The sequence below is a fragment of the Rhodococcus pseudokoreensis genome (genome assembly GCF_017068395.1).
GTDB lineage: Bacteria > Actinomycetota > Actinomycetes > Mycobacteriales > Mycobacteriaceae > Rhodococcus_F > Rhodococcus_F pseudokoreensis.
The window spans coordinates 6,235,426-6,254,661 of the sequence record NZ_CP070619.1 but is presented as its reverse complement, the minus strand read 5'-3'; the positions used below and the strand labels follow the sequence as shown (position 1 = coordinate 6,254,661).

The window sequence follows — 19,236 nt, the reverse complement described above, 5'->3', positions numbered from 1 at the left end:
TCACTCGGCATCGTGCAGGACCAGGCCGAGGGTCCGGCGGGTGCCGCGTCTGATGGTGCTGACGCCGTGCCGTACCGGTCCCGTCGACCAACCGCGGGTCGAACGTACGGGACGGTCCCGGGTGGTGAAGATCAGCGCATGCCCTTGCCGCAGCGTCGTCACCGTGCCTCGCGACTGGGCGCGGGGCCGCTGCTCCACCAGCATGAACTCGCCGCCCTCGTGATCCACCCCCGGACGGTCGAGTCCGATCACCACCTGCAACGGGAACACGAGTTCGCCGTAGAGATCGCGGTGCAGGGCGTTCCAGTCGTTCGCGCGGTAACTGAGCAGGATCGGCGTGGCCCGTTTCTGACCGGCGTCGTGGCACAGATCAAGCCATTCGTCCAGGGTGTCCGGCCAGGGCGACGGCTGCCTCAGCTTGACCGCCCAGTCCCGAGCCACGGGAAGCAGTTTCGGGTAGAACGCGGCGCGGAGTTCGGCCACGACCTCCGGCAGCGGATAGTCGAAGTACCGGTACTGTCCCGAGCCGAAGCGGTGCCGGGCCATGTCGACGGTGGACCGGAAACGCTCGACCTCCTCGTACATGTCCGCGATCTGCCCGCACTCCTCGGCGGTCAGGATCTGCTCCGATTGCGCGCATCCCGCGGCGTCGGTCTCGGCGTGCAGTGTCGGCCAATCCAGAGCGTTCACGCGGTGCGTCACGGTGCTCATGCCGCCGCCTCCAGGGTCAGCAGAATCGACTTGGCCTCCGGCCCGCCGGCGTATTGGCCCATGCTGCCGTCGCTGCGGACCACCCGGTGGCAGGGCACCACCACGGGCAGCGGATTGAGCGCGCACGCGGTGCCGACCGCACGCACCGCTTTCGGACTGCCCGCGGCGACCGCGACCGCAGCGTAACTGGCGGTGTGCCCGTAGTCGATGTCGGGGAGATGGCGCAGCACCTCGAGCCGGAATCCCTTGGACAGCCGGAAGTCCAGCGGGACGTCGAAGCTCGTGCGCCTGCCGAGGAAGTACTCGTCGATCTCGTGGGCGACCCGGTCGAGCCGGGCCGGTGCGCGCAGGATCCGGGGACTGATCTGCTCGGCGAGGGTCTGCAGCACGGCATCGTGATCCTGGCTGGGGAAGGCGACCCGCACCAGCCCGCGATCGGTGGCGGCGAGCAGCAGCGAACCGACCGGGGTGTCGAGTGTCCGGTACGCGACGTCGAGGAGCCCGGCTTCGGCGGCGGCGACGGCGAGACGCTCACGCAGTTTCTGCTCCACCGGGGAGTCCAGCGGGTACAGGGAATAGACGATGTCGGGCATGTTCATGTGATGTCTCCACTCACAGAGATCGAGAGGGTCTTGCGTAGCGCCGCAACGCCGTCCGCGGCCGCCCGCCGCGACGCGGCCGGGGAGTTGCCCAGGATCACCGCGATCTCCGTGTACGGCAGCCCGGCCAGGTAGTGATACGCCACCGCTGCCCGCTGCTTCATCGGCAGGGCGCCGACCGCCTTCCACAACTCCGGGTCGTGGCCGCCGGGAAGTCCGCGGTCGGTGGTCTGCTCCGGCAGTTCGTCGGTGGGGACGGGCCGCCGGTCGCGGGCACGGATGTGGTCGAGCGCCTTCCGGTGGGCGATCGTCACCAGCCACGCCTCGACGTTGCTCTCCGGACTCAGGTCGGGGTACGCGCGCATCGCGGCGATGAACGTCTCCGACCAGGCGTCCTCGGCGTCCACCGGACCGACCACGGCCCGGCAGACCCGCAGGACCGTCGGGCCGTGCTCGGCCACGACGTCTTCGAACGGCTTCAGGGTCATCGGCTCAGCCGGAGCCCCGCCCGTTCCGCTTCGCGTTCGAGCAGGAACCGTTTGCGGTCGAGACCGCCCGCATACCCCGTCAGGCTGCCGTTGCTCCCGATCACTCGGTGACAGGGAATGATGATGCTGATCGGATTCCTGCCGTTCGCCGCCGCCACCGCGCGCACCGCAGTCGGGGTGCCGAGGGAATCGGCCAGCTGACCATACGTCCACGTGTCGCCGTACGGGATGGTGCGCAGTGCGTCCCACACCCGTTTCTGGAACGGGGTGCCCCGCGCGGCGAGCGGAACGGTGAAATCGGTGCGCCGTCCGTCGAAGTATTCGGCGAGCTGAGTGGTTGCCTCGTCGAACCCTGCGGTGTCGCGGTCCCCGAACGTCGCGGGATTCGGCTGGTGCCGGTGTTCGACCATGTAGATGCCGCTCAGCACCCCGCCGACGCTCGCCAGCGTCAGGGGGCCGATCGGCGAATCGATGACAGTGTGTGCTGCTCGGTCGGCATTCACGGTGCCAATCCTTCCAGGTGTACGGGCGTCTGAAAGGTAGACGTCTGCCACGACCGAAACGTGAGGTGCGGAATGCATCAGGCAGGATGGGCCGATGTCTCTCGTACAACTCGGCACCCGCGACCTGGTGCGTACCGTCACCGGAATCGCCCGGTGGTCGGCGGACACCGCTGAACTCGTCGTCTCCCTTCCCGGCCGGATCGGCGTCCTCCTGGACCAGGTCGAGGTGCTGATCGCCCGCATCGAGGCGATCAGCGGCGGCGCCGAGATCGCGGTGGCGCGGGCGAACGCGGTTGCGGAAGCGGCGGCCACCGTCGTCGCCACGGCGGGGACCACGTCCGCGTCGGCGCAAACCCTGATCGACCTGTACGAACCGCTCGCGACGAAGGCCGCCCCACTCGCGCAGCGGTTCGTCGACGACCTCACCGAGGAGGAGATTCACGCCGCGATCGGGTTGGTGGACCACCTGCCCGAGCTGACGATGCGCATGGAGGGGCTCATGCCGATCCTGGCGACCCTCGACACCGTGTCGCCGGAGATCCACCAGCTCCTCGAGGAGGTCCAGGGGGTGCGTCAGGCGATCCAGGGCGTCCCCGGGTTCAAGTTCTTCCGCAAGCGCGGCGAGGCGCAGGAGGACGAGGACTAGGCGCGGTACCCGTCCGTTCCGGCACGTCCGACGACGATCTTCGGGACCACCGCGCGTGAGGACAGCCGCAGCACGGCGTCGACGAGTTCGACGATGTCGTTCACCTCGATCATCGTCTCGGGTGGAATCGTGTCGTGCGTCCACGCGGCCATGTCGGTGTCGACGTAGGCCGGGGCGAGTGCGGTCGCGGAGATCCCGTTGCCCGACTCCTCCACGTTCAGCGTCTCGGTGAGCGAGATCAGCGCGGCCTTGGTCGCCCCGTAGACGGCGAGCCCTGCCTCGGCGTACACACCGGTGATCGATGCCAGGGCGACGACCTTGGATCCGCGTCCCGGGTTCTCCGCCGCACCCGTCCGGAGCAGCGGCAGCGACTGCTGCAACAGGCTGAACGGCGCCCGCAGGTTGACGCCCAGGCTCTTGTCGAATCGGCGCATCGGGAATTCGCCGATGGCGCCGGCGGTGCCTACCCCGGCATTGAGTACCAGTGCGTTCAGCGAACCGAAGCCGTCGGCGTGCGCCTCGACGACTCGTCCCGCCGACTCCTCGTCGGCGAGATCCCCCGCGACCACGACGACGTCCTTCGCGCCTGCGGTCCGCAGGTCGGCGGCCACCGCGTCGAGCCGTTCCCGGTCGCGGGCCGTGATCGTCAGCCCGTACCCCTGCTCCGCGAGGCGGGTGGCGATGCCGAGTCCGATGCCACGCGAGGCGCCGGTGATCAGTGCGCTGCGGCTCATACGGTCTGTCCTTTCAGGGCGCGCAGGCCGGCCGCGATGAATTCGGGCACGGCGTCGCCTGCCTTGTCGAAGCCGTCTCCGACGGTGGCGCCTGCCCGGTAGCGGTGGTTGATGCCCTCGGCGATGACGGCGAGCTTGAAGTTCGCGAGGGCCAGGTAGAAGTTCCAGTGCACCAGGTCACGCCCCGACGCCACGGTGTAGCGCTGCGCGAGATCGTCGGCCGACGGCAGTCGCGGGCTCGTCCACGCCGCGGGTTCGCCGAGCACCAGGTCGAGAGCCGGATGCCGGTAGACGCACATCAGAGCGACGTCGGTGAGCGGGTCACCGAGGGTCGAGAGTTCCCAGTCGACGACGGCCGCCACGGTGCTCACGTCACCGGGCGCGAGGATCGTGTTGTCGATGCGGTAGTCGCCGTGCACGATCGACGACTCCGACTGCTGCGGAATCGACTCGGCCAGCGCGGCATGGAGGCGGTCGACGTCGGCGGAATCCGTCGTCTTCACCCGCGCCCACTGACTCGCCCACAGCTTCACCTGCCGGGCCACGTACCCGTCCGGGCGGCCGAGTTCGCCCAGGCCGACGGCGTCGTAGTCGACGTTGTGCAACGCGCCGAGCACGCGGACCAGTTCGTCGGTGCACGAGTCGATGTCCGCGTCGGACAGCGCATCGAGGTCCGACTTGGTCCGGATCACCTGGCCCGTCACGTGTTCCACCACGGTGAACGACGCGCCCATGACGCTGTCGTCCTCGCACAGCGCGACGGTCGCGGCGACCGGCACGTCGGTGCCCTGCAGCGCCGAGGTGATGCGGAACTCGCGGGCCACGTCGTGCGCCGAGGGTGTGAGCCCCGCGGTGGGCGGCCTTCGCAGCACCCACCGCGAGGAGTCGTCGTGAATGGCGTACGTGAGGTTGGACTTGCCGCCCGAGATCAGGTCGGCTCGCAACTCGCCATTCAGAGGGACATTCGAATCGGACAGGAACTTCTGCAGGGCAACGAGATCGAGGCCGCGGTGTTCGGTCATGCGCCTGCCTCCCGCGCGGCCTTCTTCGCGGCACCCACCACGCGCTTGGCGATGGCCCAGCGGTGCACCTCGGACGGCCCGTCGTACACGCGGAACGGCCGCACCTCGCGGGACAGCCGGGCGAGGGGCAGGTCGCCGGACACGCCGAGACCGCCACACATCTGCACGGAGTTGTCGACGATCCGGAAAATCGCCTCCGCGGCGTAGGTCTTCGCGATGGACGTCGAGTTGCTCGCGTGGCCGCCCTGATCGAGTTCCCAGCAGGCCTGAGTCAACAGTGCCCGGGTGGCGGCGATGTCGATCTCGTTGTCCGCGATCATCTTCTGGACCATGCCGAGATCGCCCAGCTTGCCGCCGAAACCGTCACGCTGCGCGACGTGCGCCACGGCGACGTCGTGGCCGCGGCGCGCGGCGCCCAGCCAGCGCATGACGTGCGTCATCCGGGCGGGCCCGAGCCGGACCTGGGCGTAGGCGAATCCCTGGTCCACCTCGCCGAGGACCCCGCTGTCGGGGACGAACAGATCCTCGAAGAACACCTCGCAGTGCCCACCGATCATCGAGCGGTCGAGGGTGTCGATGTGACGCCCCACCGTCAGCCCCTCGGCGTCGGCCGGCGTGAGGAACATCGTGGCGCCGCCGCGGTCGCCGGGCACGCCGGACGTGCGGGCGAAGATGATGAAGAATCCGGCGCCGTCGGCTCCGGTGATGAAGTACTTGTGGCCGTTGATCTTCCACCCGCCCGGCACCTTCTCGGCGCGCGTGGTCAGCGCGGACGGGTCGGAGCCGGCTCCGGGCGACGGCTCGGTCATGGCGAACGCCGACCGCACGTCGCCGTGCGCCAGCGGAGCGAGGAACCGCTCCTTCTGCTCGGGGCTCGCGATGTGCGCGAGCATGTGGACGTTGCCCTCGTCGGGTGCGGCGATGTTCAGTGCCGTCGGTCCGAATAGCGAGTAACCGGCGGCCTCGAAGACGGGCGCGCGGTCGGTCATGTTCAGGCCGAGTCCGCCGTACTCGACGGGTGCGTGCGGGGCGAAGACTCCGGCGTCCTTGGCCGCCTTCTGCATCTGCACGCGCAGGGTGTCGCCACCGGCGGCGGTGATGTCGCCGCCGTGCTCGTCCTCGATGGGGAGCACGACTTCGCGGATGAACGCCTCGGTCTTCTCGACGAGTGCGGTCACCTCGGGTGCATAGGACAGATCGATCGCCACAACTACCTCCAGTCAGTACGGCGACTCCGGTACCGACCGATCACTCGCTCGGTCGGAGTCGTTCCCGAGAATCCCACAGGTTCGGAACGGGGTCAAGCCTCAGCCGGATGCGCCGACGGCGCTCCTCGCGATCGCCAGGTACCGGTCGACCAGTTCGTCGGGCGACAACGGCCCGTCCTCGCGGTACCAGGTGGACACCGCGACGCACATGGTGACCACGGCACGGCTCGCGTCCTCCGGGAACGGTGTCCGGAAATGCCCGGCCGCCACCCCGTCGCGGACGATGTCGTCGAGCATCTCCTGCTGCTCGTCGCGCAGCGCGATGTACGCCTGCCTGCTCTCCGGTTCCATGCTCCGCGTCTCACGGGAGGCGACGAAGGCCTGCTCGCGGCGGTACATGTGGAACCGCAGCAACGACTCGATGACCGCGTCGAACCGCTCCCCCGGTGTCGGGCCCGCCTCGGACACCGCCGCGCGACTGCGATCGAGGAGATCTCGCATCACGACATTCGTCAGCCCCACCAGCAACGCCTGCTTGGACGGGTAATGGTGATAGAGACCGGGGACCGAGAGCCCCGCACGTGACGCGATCTCACGGATCGACGCGCCGTCGTACCCCTTCTCGACGAACGCCGCCAGCGCCGCGGCCAGAACCTTCGACAACCCCTGGTCGGTGTACTCGCGCCAGGAGCTGCTGCGCTGGGCGCCCTCTACCGTCATGGGTCCTACGGTAGAACAGGTACCCGCCGGTCCCCTGCCGTGGTCGCGGGAGTTGACTAGAGTCGAACGAGGTCGCCCAGATCGACAGCCTTCTCCGACAGAGAGCCAGGGACCACCCGATGATCCATGTCCGTCACTCCGCGATCGCAGCCGTGCCCCTCCACGTGGCCTTCGCGTACATCGACGACTACCGGACGGTGCCCGACTGGATGTTCGGGGTCTCGGAGTTCCGTCCGATCGGCGAATTCGACCAGGGGCTGGAGTCGACATTCGACGCCGCGATACACATCGGCCCGAGCACCCTGCGGTCCCGTCTCGAGGTCACCGAGTGGGTGCAGGACCGGGTCATCACCCTGGCGTCGCTCGACGGCGCCGCCAACTCCTCCACCTGGGAGTTCACCGCGCACGGTGAGGACAAGACCGAGATCAGCGTGGACTTCGCGTACAAACTCCCCGGCGGTCTCACCGGCAAGGCCCTCGGTCTCATCGTCGAACCGTTCGTCGAAACGGCCGTGAAGAACACCGAGGCCACCCTGCGGCAGAACCTCGAGGAGTTGTACGCGAAGCGCGCCCGCTAGCGTCCGGGCAGGAACGCCAGCCGTCCGACCGTCGTCCCGTCGCCGAGGCGTCCGATGCCGTCCGCGACGTCGGTGAGTCCGAGTCGCTCGCTGATCATCGGTTTGATCTCGCCTGCCGCGGCCATCCTCGTCAGCTCGTCGTGACACTGCCGGATGGCGGCGGGGTCGTAGGCGTTGTACAGACCCCAGTGCAGCCCGATGATCGAGTAATTCTTGATCAGCGCATGGTTCAACCCGGGTGACGGGATGGTGCCACTCGCGAACCCGATCACGATGATGCGTCCCTCGAACGCGATGCACTTGGTCGACTTCGTGTAGGAGTCGCCGCCCACCGGATCGAACACGACGTCCGCACCGCGGCCGTCCGTGAAGTCCTTCACGACCTGGACGAAATCGTCGCTGTGCCGGTCGATGACGAGGTCGGCACCGAGTTCCCGCGTGTAGGCGGCCTTCTCGGGCCCGCCGACGACGCCGATCACCTTGGCGCCTGCCGCCTTGCCCAGTTGCACGGCCGCGCTGCCCACGCCACCTGCCGCGGCCTGCACGAGCAGGGTTTCGCCGGGCCGGATCTGCGTTCTGCGGTGCAGCGCAAACCATCCCGTCTGGTACCCGATCGACAGTGCCGATGCTTCGGCGTCGTCGAGGGCCTCAGGGGCGGGGAACGCGGTGGCCGCCGACATGACGGCCAACTCCGCGAACCCGCCGTTCGGCAGGCTCGGCATGCCGATCACCCGGTCGCCGACGGCGAACCCGGTGACGCCTTCTCCCAGCTCCACCACCTCGCCGCACAGCTCGACGCCGGGAGTGAACGGAAGCGGCGGCTTGATCTGGTACTCACCGCGGCACAACAGCACGTCCGGGAAGTTGGCGGCCGCGGAGAGCACCTTGACCAGCAACGCTCCGGCCTTCGGCTCGAGGTCGGGGATGTCCTCGAACGTCAGGACGTCCCGCGGCTGACCCAGTTCGTGTACACGCCACGCCTTCATCGATCAGTCCTTCGGTCCACCGGCGACGTAGACGACCTGACCCGACACGAATCCGGCGCCCTCGCTGACGAAGAACGACGCGGTGTGCGCGATGTCCTCGGGCTGCCCGACGCGGTTGACGGGGATCTGCGACGCCGCCGCCTTCTTGAAGTCTTCGAAGCCGACACCCACCCGCTCGGCGGTCGCGGCGGTCATCTCGGTCTCGATGAATCCGGGGGCGATTGCGTTGGCGGTGACCCCGAACTTGCCGAGTTCGAACGCCAGGGTCTTGGTGAAGCCCTGCATGCCGGCCTTCGCTGCCGAGTAGTTGACCTGGCCGCGGTTGCCGAGCGCGGACGTGCTCGACAGGTTCACGATGCGGCCGAACTTGGCGTCCACCATGTGCTTCTGCACGGCGCGCGACATCAGGAACGCGCCACGCAGGTGCACGTTCATCACGGCGTCCCAGTCGTCGACGGTCATCTTGAACAGCAGGTTGTCGCGGGTGATTCCGGCGTTGTTGATCAGGATCGTCGGGGCCCCGAGTTCGGTCGCCACCCGTTCGACGGCCGCGGCAACGGACGCCTCGTCGGCGACGTTCGCGCCCACGGCCAGGGCTTCGCCGCCCGCGGCCTTGATCGCGTCGACGGTGCCGGCGCACGCGGCCTCGTCGAGGTCGAGCACGGCGACGGCGTACCCGTCGCTCGCCAGCCGCTTCGCGACGGCGGCGCCGATGCCCCTGGCCGACCCGGTGACGATGGCGGTTCTACGTTCCTGGCTCACTTGTTTCCTCCATGCTGGTTGTTCTCGGTCTTCGTACGGTATTCGCGCAGTTCGCTTCTCGGTAGGGTCAGGACGGCTGGGCCAGGAGCGTCGCCTGATAGCGGCGCATGCCCCGGATCCATCGGTCGTAGTCGGCACCCTTGTGCCGGTACATTTCCAGCACCTCGGGGTGCGGAAGGATCAGGAATTGTTCGGCTTCCATTGCGGCGAGCACGCATTCGGCCACCTCGGACGGCTCGAGCACGGAACCCGCGGTGGTGACGGCGCGTGCGGCGGTGGCCGACAGGGCGGCGTCGTCGGTGAGCAGTTTGGTGTTGACGCCCATCGGGCACAGGCAGCTGACGCGGACGCCCTTGTCGCCGTAGGTGACCGACAGCCATTCGGCGAATCCGACGGCGGCGTGCTTGGTCACCGAGTAGGGGGCGGAACCGATCTGTGTGAGCAGCCCGGCAGCCGACGCCGTGCTGATGAAGTACCCCTCCCCGCGCTCGATCCAGCCGGGAACGAGGCGGCGGGCGGCCCGGATGTGCGCCCGGACGTTCACGTCGAGGGCGAGGTCCCACACGGCGTCGTCGGGTTCGAGTTGGTCGCCTGCCGCGACACCCGCATTGGCGAAGTAGAGGTCGACGGGGCCGAAGGCCTGCTCCGCGGCGTCGATGACCGACGCGATCTGAGCGTCGTCGGACGCGTCGGCCTGCACTGCCAGGGCGGCGCCGGGATGGTCGGCGTCGATTCTCCGGACGATCGCTTCCAGCCCGGTGCCGTCGAGGTCGGTGACGACGACCTTGGCACCCTCGGCGGCGAGCCGCTCCGCGAGTGCACTGCCGATTCCACCGCCGCCACCGGTGACGACGGCGACCTTCTGCGCAACCTGCACGAGATTCCTCCCTCGGGGGGACACGGACGTGGCCCCAGTCTTCCACAGAAATAACTTGAACCCGGTGTCGGATTCAGTTTTCTGGACCGAAGTGTCCCACACGCTCACGCCGCCGGCGAGAGCTCAGCTCCGCTCGGGGAACCTCAGTCCGTTCGCCCAGATCCGCGTCGTGGTGAACACGACGTCATCGAAGTCGACGGGAGTGCCGTCGGTCCCGTTCGCGCTGGCCACGAACACGTTGTACGCCAGCCTGCTGACCATCCCCGACAACGCCCGCGACGCCAGCATCGGATCCAGTTCCTTGTCGGCGATGCCCCGCGCCTGCAACTCCGCGATACCTCGCGCGTTGCGCGCGATGAACGCGTCGGCCCGCTGACGCCGCAGATCCGCGAACGCCGGATCGATGTGCGCCACCTGCTCGAGCAGCCCCATCAGCTTGGCGTTGCGCCGATAAGCCTCCAGGTAGGCGCGGTTGCTCGCCTCCAGCACCGCGTAGGGGTCGTCGGTGTCCTGCACCCGCTTCATGCCCGGGTGCATCATGTCTTCCTGCGCGACCTCGAGGACGGCGGCGAAGACCTGCTCCTTGTTGTCGAAGTACGTGTAGAACGACCCCGTCGAGCAGTTCGCTTCCTTCGTGATGTCGGTGAGCCTGGCGTCGAGGTACCCGGACCGCTCGAACACCGTCCGCGCGGCCGCCACCAACGCCGCGCGCGTGCGTGCACCGCGAGGGGTCGCCGGAGGCTCCCGCAGCAGATCGGTGGCCGCCATCGACGGGGCGGGCTGATCGTCCCACTCTTCATGGACGGTGCGCGTGGTCATTTCCTACTTATACGCCAGCACCGCAGCCCCGCCCAACCCGGCGCTCAGGTGATCGTGATGCCGCCGTCCACCGCGATCGTCTGACCGGTGACGTACGCCGCGGCGTCCGACGCGAGCCAGACCACGGTCGCGGCCAGCTCCTCCGGATCACCGAGGCGACCGAGAACCAGACGCGATTTCATCGATTCGAGGTACCCGTCCTGGTACTGGTCGGTCATCTCCGACTCGAAGAACCCGGGAGCGATCGCATTCACCCGGATGCCCTTGCGAGCGCCCCACTGCTGCGCGAGGTCGCGGGTCAGACCGATGACCCCGGCCTTGCTCGCGGCGTACGCGGCCTGCGGAAGTCCCGCGGTCGTGAGGCCCAGCACGCTCGCGATGTTCACGATCGCGCTGCCCGGCTTCATGACCCTGCCCGCCGCCTGCGCCGCCCAGTAGGAGCCGTTCAGGTTGATGTCGACGACCTGCCGGAACTGTTCGGGCGTCTCCCTCGTCGCGGGGACGGCCGTACCGACGCCCGCGTTGTTGACGAGAACGTCCACGCGGCCGAACTTCTCCATGGCCGCGTCGATCATGTTCTGCGCCTGCGCCGGGTCGGCGATGTCCGTCGCGACGCACAGCGCCTCACGTCCCGCCGCCCGCACCAGTTTGGCGGTCTTCTCCAGACGGTCGGTGCGGCGCGCAGCCAGCACCACGTCGGCGCCTGCCTCCGCCGCCGCCTGCGCGAACGCCACCCCGAGGCCCGACGACGCACCGGTCACGACGACCACCCGATCGGTCAAGCTGAACTTGTCGAGAACGGACATACGAAGCGACTCCTTTGTCGTCGGGCTGTGGGGGTGCGGACTCAGAGGCCGAGGTCGCGGCCGATCAGTTCCTTCATGATCTCGTTCGAACCCGCCCAGATCTTGGTGACACGGGCATCCATCCACGCACGCGCGGCACGGTATTCGGTCATGAACCCGTAGCCACCGTGCAGCTGCACGCAGTGGTCGAGGACCTCGTTCTGCACCTGAGCAGTCCACCACTTGGCCTTCGCGGCGTCCACTGCCGTCAGCTCGCCGTCGGCGTGTGCGGCGACGCAGTTGTCGACGTAGGCCTGGGTGACCTCGACGCGGGTGACGAGGTCGGCGAGCAGGAATTTGTTCCACTGCAGCGACCCGATGGGCTGCCCGAATGCCTTGCGGTCCTTTGCGTACTGGATCGTCTCCTCGAGAATCGGCGCGGCGTGCGCGATGTTCGAGACGGCGGCGCCGACACGCTCCTGCGGCAGCATCTCCATCATGTGGATGAATCCGCGGTCGATCTCGCCGATGATGTTCGTCGACGGCACCCGCACGTTCTCGAAGAACAGCTCGGCGGTGTCGGACTCGTGCTGGCCGACCTTGTCGAGCTTGCGTCCACGTTCGAAGCCCTCCATGCCCGTCTCGACGGCGAACAGGGTGATGCCCTTGGACTTCTTCTCGGGGCTGGTGCGGGCGGCGACGATCACCAGGTCGGCGTTGTAGCCGTTGGTGATGAATGTCTTGGAACCGTTGATGATCCAGTCGTCGCCGTCCTTGACCGCGGTGGTCTTGAGCGAGGCGAGGTCGGAACCACCGGAGGGCTCGGTCATGCCGATCGCGGTGAGCAGTTCACCGGTGCAGAACTTGGGCAGCCAGCGCTGCTTCTGCTCCTCGGTCGTGAGCTGCACGAGGTAGGGCGCGACGACGTCGGCGTGGATACCGAAGCTCGACGACACTGCGGCGCTTGCGCGTGCGAGTTCCTCTCCGAGGACTGCGTTGAACCGGTAGTCGCCGGCCTCGCTTCCGCCGTACGCCTCGGGGACCTCGAGGCCGAGGAAGCCGTTGCGGCCCGCTTCGAGCCAGATCTCGCGGTCGATGAAGCGCTGCGCGATGAGCTTGTCTGCCACCGGCAGCAGGTTGCGGTTCACGAACTCCCGGACCGATTCGCGGAACGCCTCGTGATCGGGGCCGTACAGGGTGCGTCGCATGACCGCTCCTTCTGGATGTCGAGCTTTGACTGGTTCACGCTTCGAGCATGTAAGCGTCTGCTTATTTTCTAAGCGCTTGCTTATACTGAATGTGTGACGCGGTATTGTCAACAGCCGCGCAGCCGAGGATGGAGACAGACATGAGCGAATCACCCAGCCAGGTGATCAGCCCGTCCAAGGCTGCCGCCCGCATCCGAGCCGCAGCCGTCGACGCCTTTGCTACCAGCGGATACGGCGGCACCACCACTCGCGAGATCGCCGCCCGCCTCGACATGAGCCCGGCCGCGATGTACCCGCACTACCGCTCCAAGGAAGAACTGCTCTTCGCGATCAGTTACGAAGGCCACACCGGCGCACTCGACATCGTGAAGAACGCCGACCTACCCGACGAGTCGCCGTCAACGAGGCTGCAGGCACTGATCGGCGCGTTCGCGAGCTGGCAGGCCACCCACCACGCGCAGGCCCGCGTCGTGCAGTACGAACTCAACGCCCTCACGCCGGAGCACTACCGCGACGTGGTCAAACTCCGCCGCGACATCACCCACATCGTCCGCTCCGTCGTCGACGCCGGCGCGGCATCCGGCGAATTCACCGTCCCCGACGGCGAAGGCGTCACACTCGCCCTCATGTCACTGTGCGTCGACATCTGCCGCTGGTTTCCCGCGGGCGCCTACACCGAACCGGAAGCCGTCGCGGACCTCTACGCCGGCCTCGCGATGCGACTGGTCGGGGCAGCGTAGGCATTGCCTGAGGGATCGCCTTGGGTATTGCCTGCGCCCCCGGATCGGGCTAAGATAGAACATACGTTCGATTCGGGGGATTCGACAATCGTGGGGGGTCGGGGTGGATGCAGGGGCGGTAATCGCGTTTCTGGCCGAGTTGCCGAAACTCGATCGGGACATCGACGATGCGACGCGCATCGATGTACTCCGCGTGTTGGAAGAAGTGAAGGCCGCATGCGCCGGCGTGCAGGCCCGGGTTACCGCAGACCTCGACGCCTCCATCCGAGCCGAACGAGCGAACCGCAATGTGCCGCTGCCGCAGCGAGGGCGCGGCATCGCCAACCAGGTGGCGCTGGCACGACGGGACTCGCCATTTCGCGGTGGTCGCCACCTCGGCATGGCGACCGCGCTCGCCCACGAGATGCCGTGCACCCTGGCCCTGCTCGAACGAGGGGCGCTCAGCGAATGGCGTGCAACGATCCTCGTCCGCGAAACCGCATGCCTGACCAGAGAGGACCGCACGGCACTCGATCACCTCCTGTGCGGCGACCCGGCGACGCTGGACGGTCTCGGCGACGGGGCGGTGTGCGCGAAAGTCCGCGCGGCCGCCGCAGAAGTCGACGCCGAGGCCGTGGTGCGACGGGCCCGCAAAGCCGTGTCGGATCGGCGGGTCACCTCCCGTCCCGCCCCGGACACCATGGCCTACGTCAGCGCCCTGCTGCCGGTCGCGGAAGGCGTCGCAGTGCACGCCACCCTCGCACGTGACGCCGATTCGATCCTCGCCGCCGGCGACGAACGCACGCGGTCGCAGATCATGGCCGACCTTCTCGTGTCCCGAATCACCGGCACGCACCACACGGCGACGACACCTCCGATCACCGTGAACCTGGTGATCTCCGACCGTGCCCTCCTCGACAGAGGATCCGAACCCGCCTACGTGCAGGGATACGGTCCCGTTCCCGCCGAACTGGCGGGGCACTGGATTTCCGAGGCAGTCCAGGCCGCGATCGATCCGGACACCGGGGATGCGACGCGGGTGAACCTGCGCCGTCTCTACGCCAACCCGCAGTCGGGAGCGCTGACCGCGACCGAGTCCCAGGCCCGTTGCTTCCCCGCCGGGTTGGCGAGGCTGATCGATCTACGCGATCGAACCTGCCGGACACCCTGGTGCGATGCCCCGATCCGGCACCACGACCACATCCGACCCCGCGAAAGCGAGGGCCCGACCACCGCGCACAATGGCGCCGGTCTGTGTGCAGCCTGCAACTACGCCAAGCAGGGCGCAGGGTGGAACGCCACCCCTCGTCAACGGCCCGGAGGTCTGCACCAGATCGAGGTCTACACCCCCACCGGACACCGGTACCGATCGACGGCACCACCACTACCGAAACCATTGCCATTCCGCGAAGTTGAGACCAACTCACCCGTCGAACGCATCCTCATCGAATTCCTCAACGCAGCCTGAGTATCACAGCGCTGCGCACTAGACCGAGTGACACACCCGTGCGGTAGCATCTCCGCACGCGGCCGAGGGGGTCCTGTCGAGCACTGGGGGGGATGGGAATGAGCAAAACACTGCGTCTGGAAGATGACGCAATCGAGAAGTGTGTTGGCGTGTGCAACACGATGCTCGAGCAACTAGACGATGCGGTGATGTTGGCCGATCGACTTCGGTTCGTCAGCGGCTTCGGTGGGTTCGACTCGGCACTGGAACTCCAAGCTGGGTACACGAGAAAGTTCACCGGCGATGGCGGCTCAGTTCATGAACGATTGAACCAGTTTCGCGATGCAATCACCTTGATGCGAGACACGTTCTTGGCTGGAGGGGACGCATTCGCTGACGCTGACAGTGCAATTGGCAACGCCATTGTTGCGATCCGGGAGCAGATAGACAAATGAATCGCACAAGAGAAGTCATAGGCGTTGCGTCGGTCGCTTTGATCCTCGTTGGCTGCAGCACTCAGGCCACGACGGCATCAGCCGGTTCGGACAACTCTGAAGTACAACCCACAATTCGAGCACCGCGTCATGTCGACAAATCCGATCGCCCGCAAGTCACTTTTGATCCATGCCTGGACATCCCTGACTCAGCGTTGATTGAGGCTGGCTATAACCCTGCGACTGAGAAGAACGCGGACTTCACTCCAGACGAGTACACCTTCCTCGGATGCAGCTATAAGACGCCTCAGCGGCTTTATGGGATGAACGTACTCTCAGGAAACATCACTTTTGCTGAGGAAGAAGAGAAGTCGAGAGAACACTCCACCCCGATCGAAATCAACGGGCGACGAGGACTCTTGAAGTTCAACAGCGGCGTCACAAACTCGTGCGATCTCAGCATGGAAACTTCGTATGGAATCTTCGGCCTCACCCGCAGCATATTTCCCGACTATTCAGGCGCCGCACCGGAAGCAGAATGGTGCGCCGGCTTGGAGGACACGGCCCGCATCTTCGAACGCTATATACCGAAGGAGAGCTAGGCGATGGCACCTAAGGACCCACGCTCCGTGATCCTTGACTCGCTGAGCCCTCACGGCGCAGACCATCAACGACGATCAAGCTTGCAGGATTCTGCCGACAAGCTATCCCACGGTTCTCAGCCCGACGATCCGTACATCAACACCATGGAGAGCTTCCACGGCATGAGCCATGTGGAGATGTACGACAAAACCCAAGCCATGGTTCCCGACGCGATCGGTGATCTCGCCCAGGTCTGCCACAGCATCTCGAATTCGCTTCCTCTTGCATTCGGCTTCGCGATTCTTCGCAACACGATTTCCGAACGTTGGGAGGGTGCCGCGGCGGACGCCGCGGCACAGGCGACCGAGAGACTCGCTGCAACGAGTGGTCAGTTGACATCGAGTATCGCGGCAATCGCCGTCAAGCTCGATATCCTGAGCAGTGCGGCTGCGGATGTGAAAGCCTCTGTGCCTCAGCCGGCTAGTTCCGAAGGTGTCCTGTCTCAACTCCCGCTGAGTCCGCTCGCGGCCGAAAGGTCCGAGACCGAGAGGGAAGCTGCACGTCTCGAGGCGGTTCGGAGGTTGGAAGCGATCTACGTGCCGAACTACCGGGATGTCGGCACGAACGTCCCGCAGTTGCCGGAGCCCTATACCCCATCTGGCGACGGTTCCGGCTCCGGTGGCGTGCCGAGTACGTACGGAACGGTGCCACAGGGTTCGAACCCCTGGAGCGCGTCCGACAGCAGTACCTCCTCCGCGTCGGGATATGGCGATGCGTCTGTGAATGGCGAGACCCCTGGGGACGCGGAGTCCGCGGGGGATGATGCCGCGACCACGTCTGCAGCGAATGCCGAGGCCGCTGCAAATCAGGCCGCCGCAAATCAGGGACCCGGCGCCAACGCCGGATCCGGTTCGGCTGCACAGACTGCGGCTGCGAATGCGCAGAACGCTGCTGGTGCGGGCCCCCAGGGCAGCGGCGCGGGCGGCGCGGGTTATGGCGGAATCGGCGGTAGTGGGAGGTCCGGTGCCGGCGGGTCGGGCGTCGGGGGTTCGGCGTCGAGCACGCGCCGGAAGAACGACAAACGCGACTCCGAGTCCAACTCGGGCGGTGTGGTTCCGGGTGGCCCGATCCCGTCGGGGGGTGCCGCAGCGGGGGCCGGGGCGGCTGCCGCTGCCGCAGCGGCGACACCGGTGAAGCCGAGCATGAGTCGTCCGGGGATGGGTATGGCACCCGGCATGATGGGTGCGCCCGGCCGGGCAGGCGGACACGGCGAGGGCGACACGGAGCATCAGACGCCGAGCTACCTCATCACCGTCGACAACGGCAACGAACTGATCGGCAAACTCGACCCCGTCGCACCGCCGGTGATCGGCGCATGAACTGGCGGCTGACGTCAGCCCAATTCATGTACCTTTGGGAGGCAACCGATCTCGACCGGATGCCGTACCCACTGAAGTACCGGTCCGCGGCCGCAACGGAAGACCAGTATGCGATCCAGCAACGCGAACTGGAGCAGTGGCGGTCCGCGCTCGACGAACCGAAACTGGTCGCGGCGATCCAGGCGCTGCGGAACCCACAAGTGTCCGTCACGGTGCTCGCCCCCTCCCCCGAACTCGACTCCGGGATTCGGCGGCGGGGCAGCATCCGGGGCCGGGTCGCCGTCGTCGCCGAACAACTCCGCGGCGAACCGGGCCGCGGCGACATCCGCATCGACGCGGGCGCGGAGAGCGTCGACGGGTTCACCGACCGACTTCTGGACGACCTGCCCGACTGCGCTCCCGGACGAACTCCGTCGCTGACCGCGCACCCCGACGACGTCCAGAACCGAGGCACCGGCACTTCCGTCCTGCAGAATGCCCGAGCCTCCGACGGCACTCGGCTGCGCGGGATCGTCGGCCGACCACGGACCGGGATCGGGTACATCTGCATCCGCGGTGCGCGCAGCGGGCTCGACGAGCCGGTTCTGGGCGAACTGACGTGGATCGATGTGGAAGCGGACGGCCGCTACCTCTATCACCAGGACGACCGTGTCCACCTGCGGTCGGCGACGGTCCGGGTGGTTCGCGACGAGCTGTCGAAACGCGTGGCCGCGGCCCTTGCCAACACCTCTGCCAACCCTTCGCCGACCCGCGGCTGAGCGTTACCCTTGTCCCATGACCGATCGGGACAGGGACGGGACGGGCAAGCCCCTCAACGCACGCCCCCGCGACGAACTCGGCCGGCCCCTGCCTCACGACGCCGAGGGTGTGCCGCGCGTCCCCGACGACCTGCGGTTACCGCCCGACGAGGCGATCACCGAGGCTCAGCGGCTACTCGACCACGGCATGCCGTTCCACGCCCACGAAATCCTCGAGGGAACGTGGAAGATCGCCCCCGAGGACGAGCGGGAACTGTGGCAGGGGCTCGCGCAGCTCGCGGTGGGTCTCACCCACCTGATGCGGGGCAACAAGACCGGTGCGCGGTCACTGCTGCGCCAGGGCCACGACCGGATCCGGCATTACGAGGTGGAGGCGCCACACGGCCTCGACATCGCCGGCCTCCTGACGTGGTCGGAACACCTGACGGACGAGATCGATCGCGTCGACCCGTTGCCGGCGACGCCCGTACCCCGATTGAGAATCCCCTGATGACTCTGCTCCCCATGTTCCCGCTGGGCTCGACGATGCTGCCCGGTCAGCAGCTCCCCCTCCACGTCTTCGAACCTCGCTACCAGGAACTGGTCCGCGACTGCCTGGACGCACCGGACGGTCCGCGATTCGGGGTGGTGCTCATTGCTCGCGGCAACGAGGTGGGCGGCGGCGACGTGCGCCACGATGTGGGCACGATCGCGCGGATCGAGTCCCACGCGTCGATCGGCGACGGCCGGTACGAGTTGTTCTGCCGCACCGAGGAACGCATCAAGGTGTCGAAGTGGTTGCCGGACAATCCGTATCCGATCGCCGAGGTGGATGTGTGGCCGGATGAGAACACCGGCACCCAGACGGCGGATTACGAATTCCCGTCGCTGATCGAGAGACTCGAATTCCTGTACGGCCTCCTCCGCCGTCTCGCGACGGAGACGGGGAATGTCCCGCCCGATGTTCCGGTCATCGGCGGGTTCCGCGGGTCGCTCGGTACGAGGCTGTACGAGATCGCCACCTACATTCCGATGGGCGACGCCGACCGCCTGCAGATTCTCGCGGCGGCCGGCGCGGACGAGCGCCTGCGGGAAGTTTCCGAGGCGATCGAGAACGCCATCGAAATGGTCCAGTTCCGGCTGATGTGACCTAGCCCTCCCCGGGGTTGGTCAAGAGCACTCCGGGAAGGGTGTAGTGTTGTCAATGCAACGCGGGGTGGAGCAGCTCGGTAGCTCGCTGGGCTCATAACCCAGAGGTCGCAGGTTCAAATCCTGTCCCCGCTACCAAGTGG

The 19,236-nt window shown here is 67.2% G+C and carries 24 protein-coding genes and 1 tRNA gene; 11 read left to right on the top strand and 14 right to left on the bottom strand.

Annotation, left to right across the window (positions count from 1 at the left end):
- From JWS13_RS33695 to JWS13_RS33680, 4 genes are read right to left on the bottom strand one after another with little or no spacing between them, the layout of a single operon-like run.
- Positions 1-711 carry a 2OG-Fe(II) oxygenase gene (locus JWS13_RS33695; protein ID WP_206009791.1) on the bottom strand — a complete coding sequence of 237 codons (711 nt, stop codon included), beginning with the start codon at positions 709-711 and terminating at the stop codon, positions 1-3.
- Positions 708-1,310 carry a methylated-DNA--[protein]-cysteine S-methyltransferase gene (locus JWS13_RS33690; RefSeq protein WP_087559124.1) on the bottom strand — a complete coding sequence of 201 codons (603 nt, stop codon included), beginning with the start codon at positions 1,308-1,310 and terminating at the stop codon, positions 708-710. The genes JWS13_RS33695 and JWS13_RS33690 overlap by 4 nt, the downstream gene beginning before the upstream one ends.
- The gene (locus JWS13_RS33685) at positions 1,307-1,798 is read right to left on the bottom strand and encodes an RNA polymerase sigma factor (RefSeq protein ID WP_160100412.1); all 492 of its coding nucleotides are present in this window, start codon (positions 1,796-1,798) and stop codon (positions 1,307-1,309) included. Before JWS13_RS33685 ends, JWS13_RS33690 begins: the two co-directional genes overlap by 4 nt.
- On the bottom strand, positions 1,795-2,301 hold the full coding sequence (locus tag JWS13_RS33680) for a methylated-DNA--[protein]-cysteine S-methyltransferase (RefSeq protein ID WP_206009790.1): 507 nt from the start codon (positions 2,299-2,301) through the stop codon (positions 1,795-1,797). Before JWS13_RS33680 ends, JWS13_RS33685 begins: the two co-directional genes overlap by 4 nt.
- A 94-nt stretch (positions 2,302-2,395) precedes the next feature.
- Here JWS13_RS33680 and JWS13_RS33675 point away from each other — a divergent pair, with 94 nt between their 5' ends.
- Positions 2,396-2,947, top strand: a complete 552-nt coding sequence (locus tag JWS13_RS33675) for a ribulose 1,5-bisphosphate carboxylase large subunit (protein WP_206009789.1) — start codon at positions 2,396-2,398, stop codon at positions 2,945-2,947.
- Here the strand turns inward: JWS13_RS33675 and JWS13_RS33670 are convergent.
- The 4 genes from JWS13_RS33670 to JWS13_RS33655 all read right to left on the bottom strand — a co-directional run bounded on the left by JWS13_RS33670 (position 2,944) and on the right by JWS13_RS33655 (position 6,631).
- A complete protein-coding gene (locus tag JWS13_RS33670) occupies positions 2,944-3,681 on the bottom strand; it encodes an SDR family NAD(P)-dependent oxidoreductase (protein ID WP_206009788.1) in 738 nt (245 codons plus the stop codon). The genes JWS13_RS33675 and JWS13_RS33670 overlap by 4 nt on opposite strands.
- Positions 3,678-4,703 carry a phosphotransferase family protein gene (locus JWS13_RS33665; protein ID WP_206009787.1) on the bottom strand — a complete coding sequence of 342 codons (1,026 nt, stop codon included), beginning with the start codon at positions 4,701-4,703 and terminating at the stop codon, positions 3,678-3,680. The genes JWS13_RS33670 and JWS13_RS33665 overlap by 4 nt, the downstream gene beginning before the upstream one ends.
- Positions 4,700-5,911 (bottom strand): acyl-CoA dehydrogenase family protein, encoded by a 1,212-nt coding sequence (locus JWS13_RS33660; RefSeq protein ID WP_206009786.1) that lies wholly within the window; start codon positions 5,909-5,911, stop codon positions 4,700-4,702. The genes JWS13_RS33665 and JWS13_RS33660 overlap by 4 nt, the downstream gene beginning before the upstream one ends.
- A 99-nt stretch (positions 5,912-6,010) precedes the next feature.
- Complete coding sequence (locus tag JWS13_RS33655; RefSeq protein WP_206009785.1) at positions 6,011-6,631, bottom strand: TetR/AcrR family transcriptional regulator; 621 nt, start codon at positions 6,629-6,631, stop codon at positions 6,011-6,013.
- 119 nt (positions 6,632-6,750) lie between these two features.
- Here JWS13_RS33655 and JWS13_RS33650 point away from each other — a divergent pair, with 119 nt between their 5' ends.
- Positions 6,751-7,209 carry an SRPBCC family protein gene (locus tag JWS13_RS33650; protein WP_206009784.1) on the top strand — a complete coding sequence of 153 codons (459 nt, stop codon included), beginning with the start codon at positions 6,751-6,753 and terminating at the stop codon, positions 7,207-7,209.
- Here JWS13_RS33650 and JWS13_RS33645 read toward each other — a convergent pair.
- From JWS13_RS33645 to JWS13_RS33620, 6 genes are all read right to left on the bottom strand, one after another.
- Positions 7,206-8,195: an NADPH:quinone oxidoreductase family protein gene (locus JWS13_RS33645; RefSeq protein WP_206009783.1), complete on the bottom strand. Its 990-nt coding sequence runs from the start codon at positions 8,193-8,195 to the stop codon at positions 7,206-7,208. The two genes, JWS13_RS33650 and JWS13_RS33645, sit on opposite strands and share 4 nt — an antisense overlap.
- A 3-nt stretch (positions 8,196-8,198) precedes the next feature.
- Positions 8,199-8,957 carry a 3-oxoacyl-ACP reductase FabG gene (fabG, locus tag JWS13_RS33640; protein ID WP_072947717.1) on the bottom strand — a complete coding sequence of 253 codons (759 nt, stop codon included), beginning with the start codon at positions 8,955-8,957 and terminating at the stop codon, positions 8,199-8,201.
- 67 nt (positions 8,958-9,024) lie between these two features.
- Positions 9,025-9,834 (bottom strand): SDR family oxidoreductase, encoded by an 810-nt coding sequence (locus tag JWS13_RS33635; protein WP_206009782.1) that lies wholly within the window; start codon positions 9,832-9,834, stop codon positions 9,025-9,027.
- A 123-nt stretch (positions 9,835-9,957) separates the two neighbouring features.
- Positions 9,958-10,653, bottom strand: coding sequence for a TetR/AcrR family transcriptional regulator (locus tag JWS13_RS33630; RefSeq protein WP_206009781.1), 696 nt, complete (start codon positions 10,651-10,653; stop codon positions 9,958-9,960).
- Between the two features lie 44 nt (positions 10,654-10,697).
- The gene (locus JWS13_RS33625) at positions 10,698-11,459 is read right to left on the bottom strand and encodes an SDR family NAD(P)-dependent oxidoreductase (protein WP_206009780.1); all 762 of its coding nucleotides are present in this window, start codon (positions 11,457-11,459) and stop codon (positions 10,698-10,700) included.
- A gap of 41 nt (positions 11,460-11,500) precedes the next feature.
- A complete protein-coding gene (locus tag JWS13_RS33620) occupies positions 11,501-12,646 on the bottom strand; it encodes an acyl-CoA dehydrogenase family protein (protein ID WP_072947707.1) in 1,146 nt (381 codons plus the stop codon).
- Between the two features lie 140 nt (positions 12,647-12,786).
- On the opposite strand from JWS13_RS33620, the gene JWS13_RS33615 reads away from it, so the two are divergent.
- The 9 genes from JWS13_RS33615 to JWS13_RS33575 all read left to right on the top strand — a co-directional run bounded on the left by JWS13_RS33615 (position 12,787) and on the right by JWS13_RS33575 (position 19,231).
- Complete coding sequence (locus tag JWS13_RS33615; protein ID WP_206009779.1) at positions 12,787-13,386, top strand: TetR/AcrR family transcriptional regulator; 600 nt, start codon at positions 12,787-12,789, stop codon at positions 13,384-13,386.
- A gap of 103 nt (positions 13,387-13,489) precedes the next feature.
- The gene (locus JWS13_RS33610; protein ID WP_206009778.1) at positions 13,490-14,833 is read left to right on the top strand and encodes an HNH endonuclease signature motif containing protein; all 1,344 of its coding nucleotides are present in this window, start codon (positions 13,490-13,492) and stop codon (positions 14,831-14,833) included.
- Between the two features lie 98 nt (positions 14,834-14,931).
- The gene (locus JWS13_RS33605; RefSeq protein ID WP_338050692.1) at positions 14,932-15,267 is read left to right on the top strand and encodes a hypothetical protein; all 336 of its coding nucleotides are present in this window, start codon (positions 14,932-14,934) and stop codon (positions 15,265-15,267) included.
- A complete protein-coding gene (locus tag JWS13_RS33600) occupies positions 15,264-15,848 on the top strand; it encodes a DUF3558 domain-containing protein (RefSeq protein ID WP_206009776.1) in 585 nt (194 codons plus the stop codon). Before JWS13_RS33605 ends, JWS13_RS33600 begins: the two co-directional genes overlap by 4 nt.
- Before the next feature lie 3 nt (positions 15,849-15,851).
- Positions 15,852-17,207: a hypothetical protein gene (locus JWS13_RS46550; RefSeq protein WP_206009775.1), complete on the top strand. Its 1,356-nt coding sequence runs from the start codon at positions 15,852-15,854 to the stop codon at positions 17,205-17,207.
- Positions 17,204-17,965, top strand: coding sequence for an ESX secretion-associated protein EspG (locus JWS13_RS33590; RefSeq protein WP_206009774.1), 762 nt, complete (start codon positions 17,204-17,206; stop codon positions 17,963-17,965). Before JWS13_RS46550 ends, JWS13_RS33590 begins: the two co-directional genes overlap by 4 nt.
- A 16-nt stretch (positions 17,966-17,981) precedes the next feature.
- Positions 17,982-18,455, top strand: coding sequence for a DUF309 domain-containing protein (locus JWS13_RS33585; protein WP_005251430.1), 474 nt, complete (start codon positions 17,982-17,984; stop codon positions 18,453-18,455).
- Entirely contained in the window at positions 18,455-19,093 is a 639-nt protein-coding gene (locus JWS13_RS33580; protein ID WP_037230959.1) for an LON peptidase substrate-binding domain-containing protein, read from the top strand. Before JWS13_RS33585 ends, JWS13_RS33580 begins: the two co-directional genes overlap by 1 nt.
- A 61-nt stretch (positions 19,094-19,154) precedes the next feature.
- Positions 19,155-19,231, top strand: a tRNA-Met gene (locus JWS13_RS33575).
- Positions 19,232-19,236 lie beyond the last annotated feature (5 nt).

Excerpts from the sequence above, each read along its gene's own strand:
- JWS13_RS33695 (WP_206009791.1), bottom strand. The coding sequence starts at position 711 with ATGAGCACCGTGACGCACCGCGTGAACGCTCTGGATTGGCCGACACTG.
- JWS13_RS33690 (WP_087559124.1), bottom strand. The coding sequence starts at position 1,310 with ATGAACATGCCCGACATCGTCTATTCCCTGTACCCGCTGGACTCCCCG.
- JWS13_RS33685 (WP_160100412.1), bottom strand. The coding sequence starts at position 1,798 with ATGACCCTGAAGCCGTTCGAAGACGTCGTGGCCGAGCACGGCCCGACG.
- JWS13_RS33675 (WP_206009789.1), top strand. The coding sequence starts at position 2,396 with ATGTCTCTCGTACAACTCGGCACCCGCGACCTGGTGCGTACCGTCACC.
- JWS13_RS33670 (WP_206009788.1), bottom strand. The coding sequence starts at position 3,681 with ATGAGCCGCAGCGCACTGATCACCGGCGCCTCGCGTGGCATCGGACTC.
- JWS13_RS33665 (WP_206009787.1), bottom strand. The coding sequence starts at position 4,703 with ATGACCGAACACCGCGGCCTCGATCTCGTTGCCCTGCAGAAGTTCCTG.
- JWS13_RS33655 (WP_206009785.1), bottom strand. The coding sequence starts at position 6,631 with ATGACGGTAGAGGGCGCCCAGCGCAGCAGCTCCTGGCGCGAGTACACC.
- JWS13_RS33650 (WP_206009784.1), top strand. The coding sequence starts at position 6,751 with ATGATCCATGTCCGTCACTCCGCGATCGCAGCCGTGCCCCTCCACGTG.
- JWS13_RS33645 (WP_206009783.1), bottom strand. The coding sequence starts at position 8,195 with ATGAAGGCGTGGCGTGTACACGAACTGGGTCAGCCGCGGGACGTCCTG.
- JWS13_RS33630 (WP_206009781.1), bottom strand. The coding sequence starts at position 10,653 with ATGACCACGCGCACCGTCCATGAAGAGTGGGACGATCAGCCCGCCCCG.
- JWS13_RS33625 (WP_206009780.1), bottom strand. The coding sequence starts at position 11,459 with ATGTCCGTTCTCGACAAGTTCAGCTTGACCGATCGGGTGGTCGTCGTG.
- JWS13_RS33620 (WP_072947707.1), bottom strand. The coding sequence starts at position 12,646 with ATGCGACGCACCCTGTACGGCCCCGATCACGAGGCGTTCCGCGAATCG.
- JWS13_RS33615 (WP_206009779.1), top strand. The coding sequence starts at position 12,787 with ATGAGCGAATCACCCAGCCAGGTGATCAGCCCGTCCAAGGCTGCCGCC.
- JWS13_RS33605 (WP_338050692.1), top strand. The coding sequence starts at position 14,932 with ATGAGCAAAACACTGCGTCTGGAAGATGACGCAATCGAGAAGTGTGTT.
- JWS13_RS33600 (WP_206009776.1), top strand. The coding sequence starts at position 15,264 with ATGAATCGCACAAGAGAAGTCATAGGCGTTGCGTCGGTCGCTTTGATC.
- JWS13_RS46550 (WP_206009775.1), top strand. The coding sequence starts at position 15,852 with ATGGCACCTAAGGACCCACGCTCCGTGATCCTTGACTCGCTGAGCCCT.
- JWS13_RS33590 (WP_206009774.1), top strand. The coding sequence starts at position 17,204 with ATGAACTGGCGGCTGACGTCAGCCCAATTCATGTACCTTTGGGAGGCA.
- JWS13_RS33585 (WP_005251430.1), top strand. The coding sequence starts at position 17,982 with ATGACCGATCGGGACAGGGACGGGACGGGCAAGCCCCTCAACGCACGC.
- JWS13_RS33580 (WP_037230959.1), top strand. The coding sequence starts at position 18,455 with ATGACTCTGCTCCCCATGTTCCCGCTGGGCTCGACGATGCTGCCCGGT.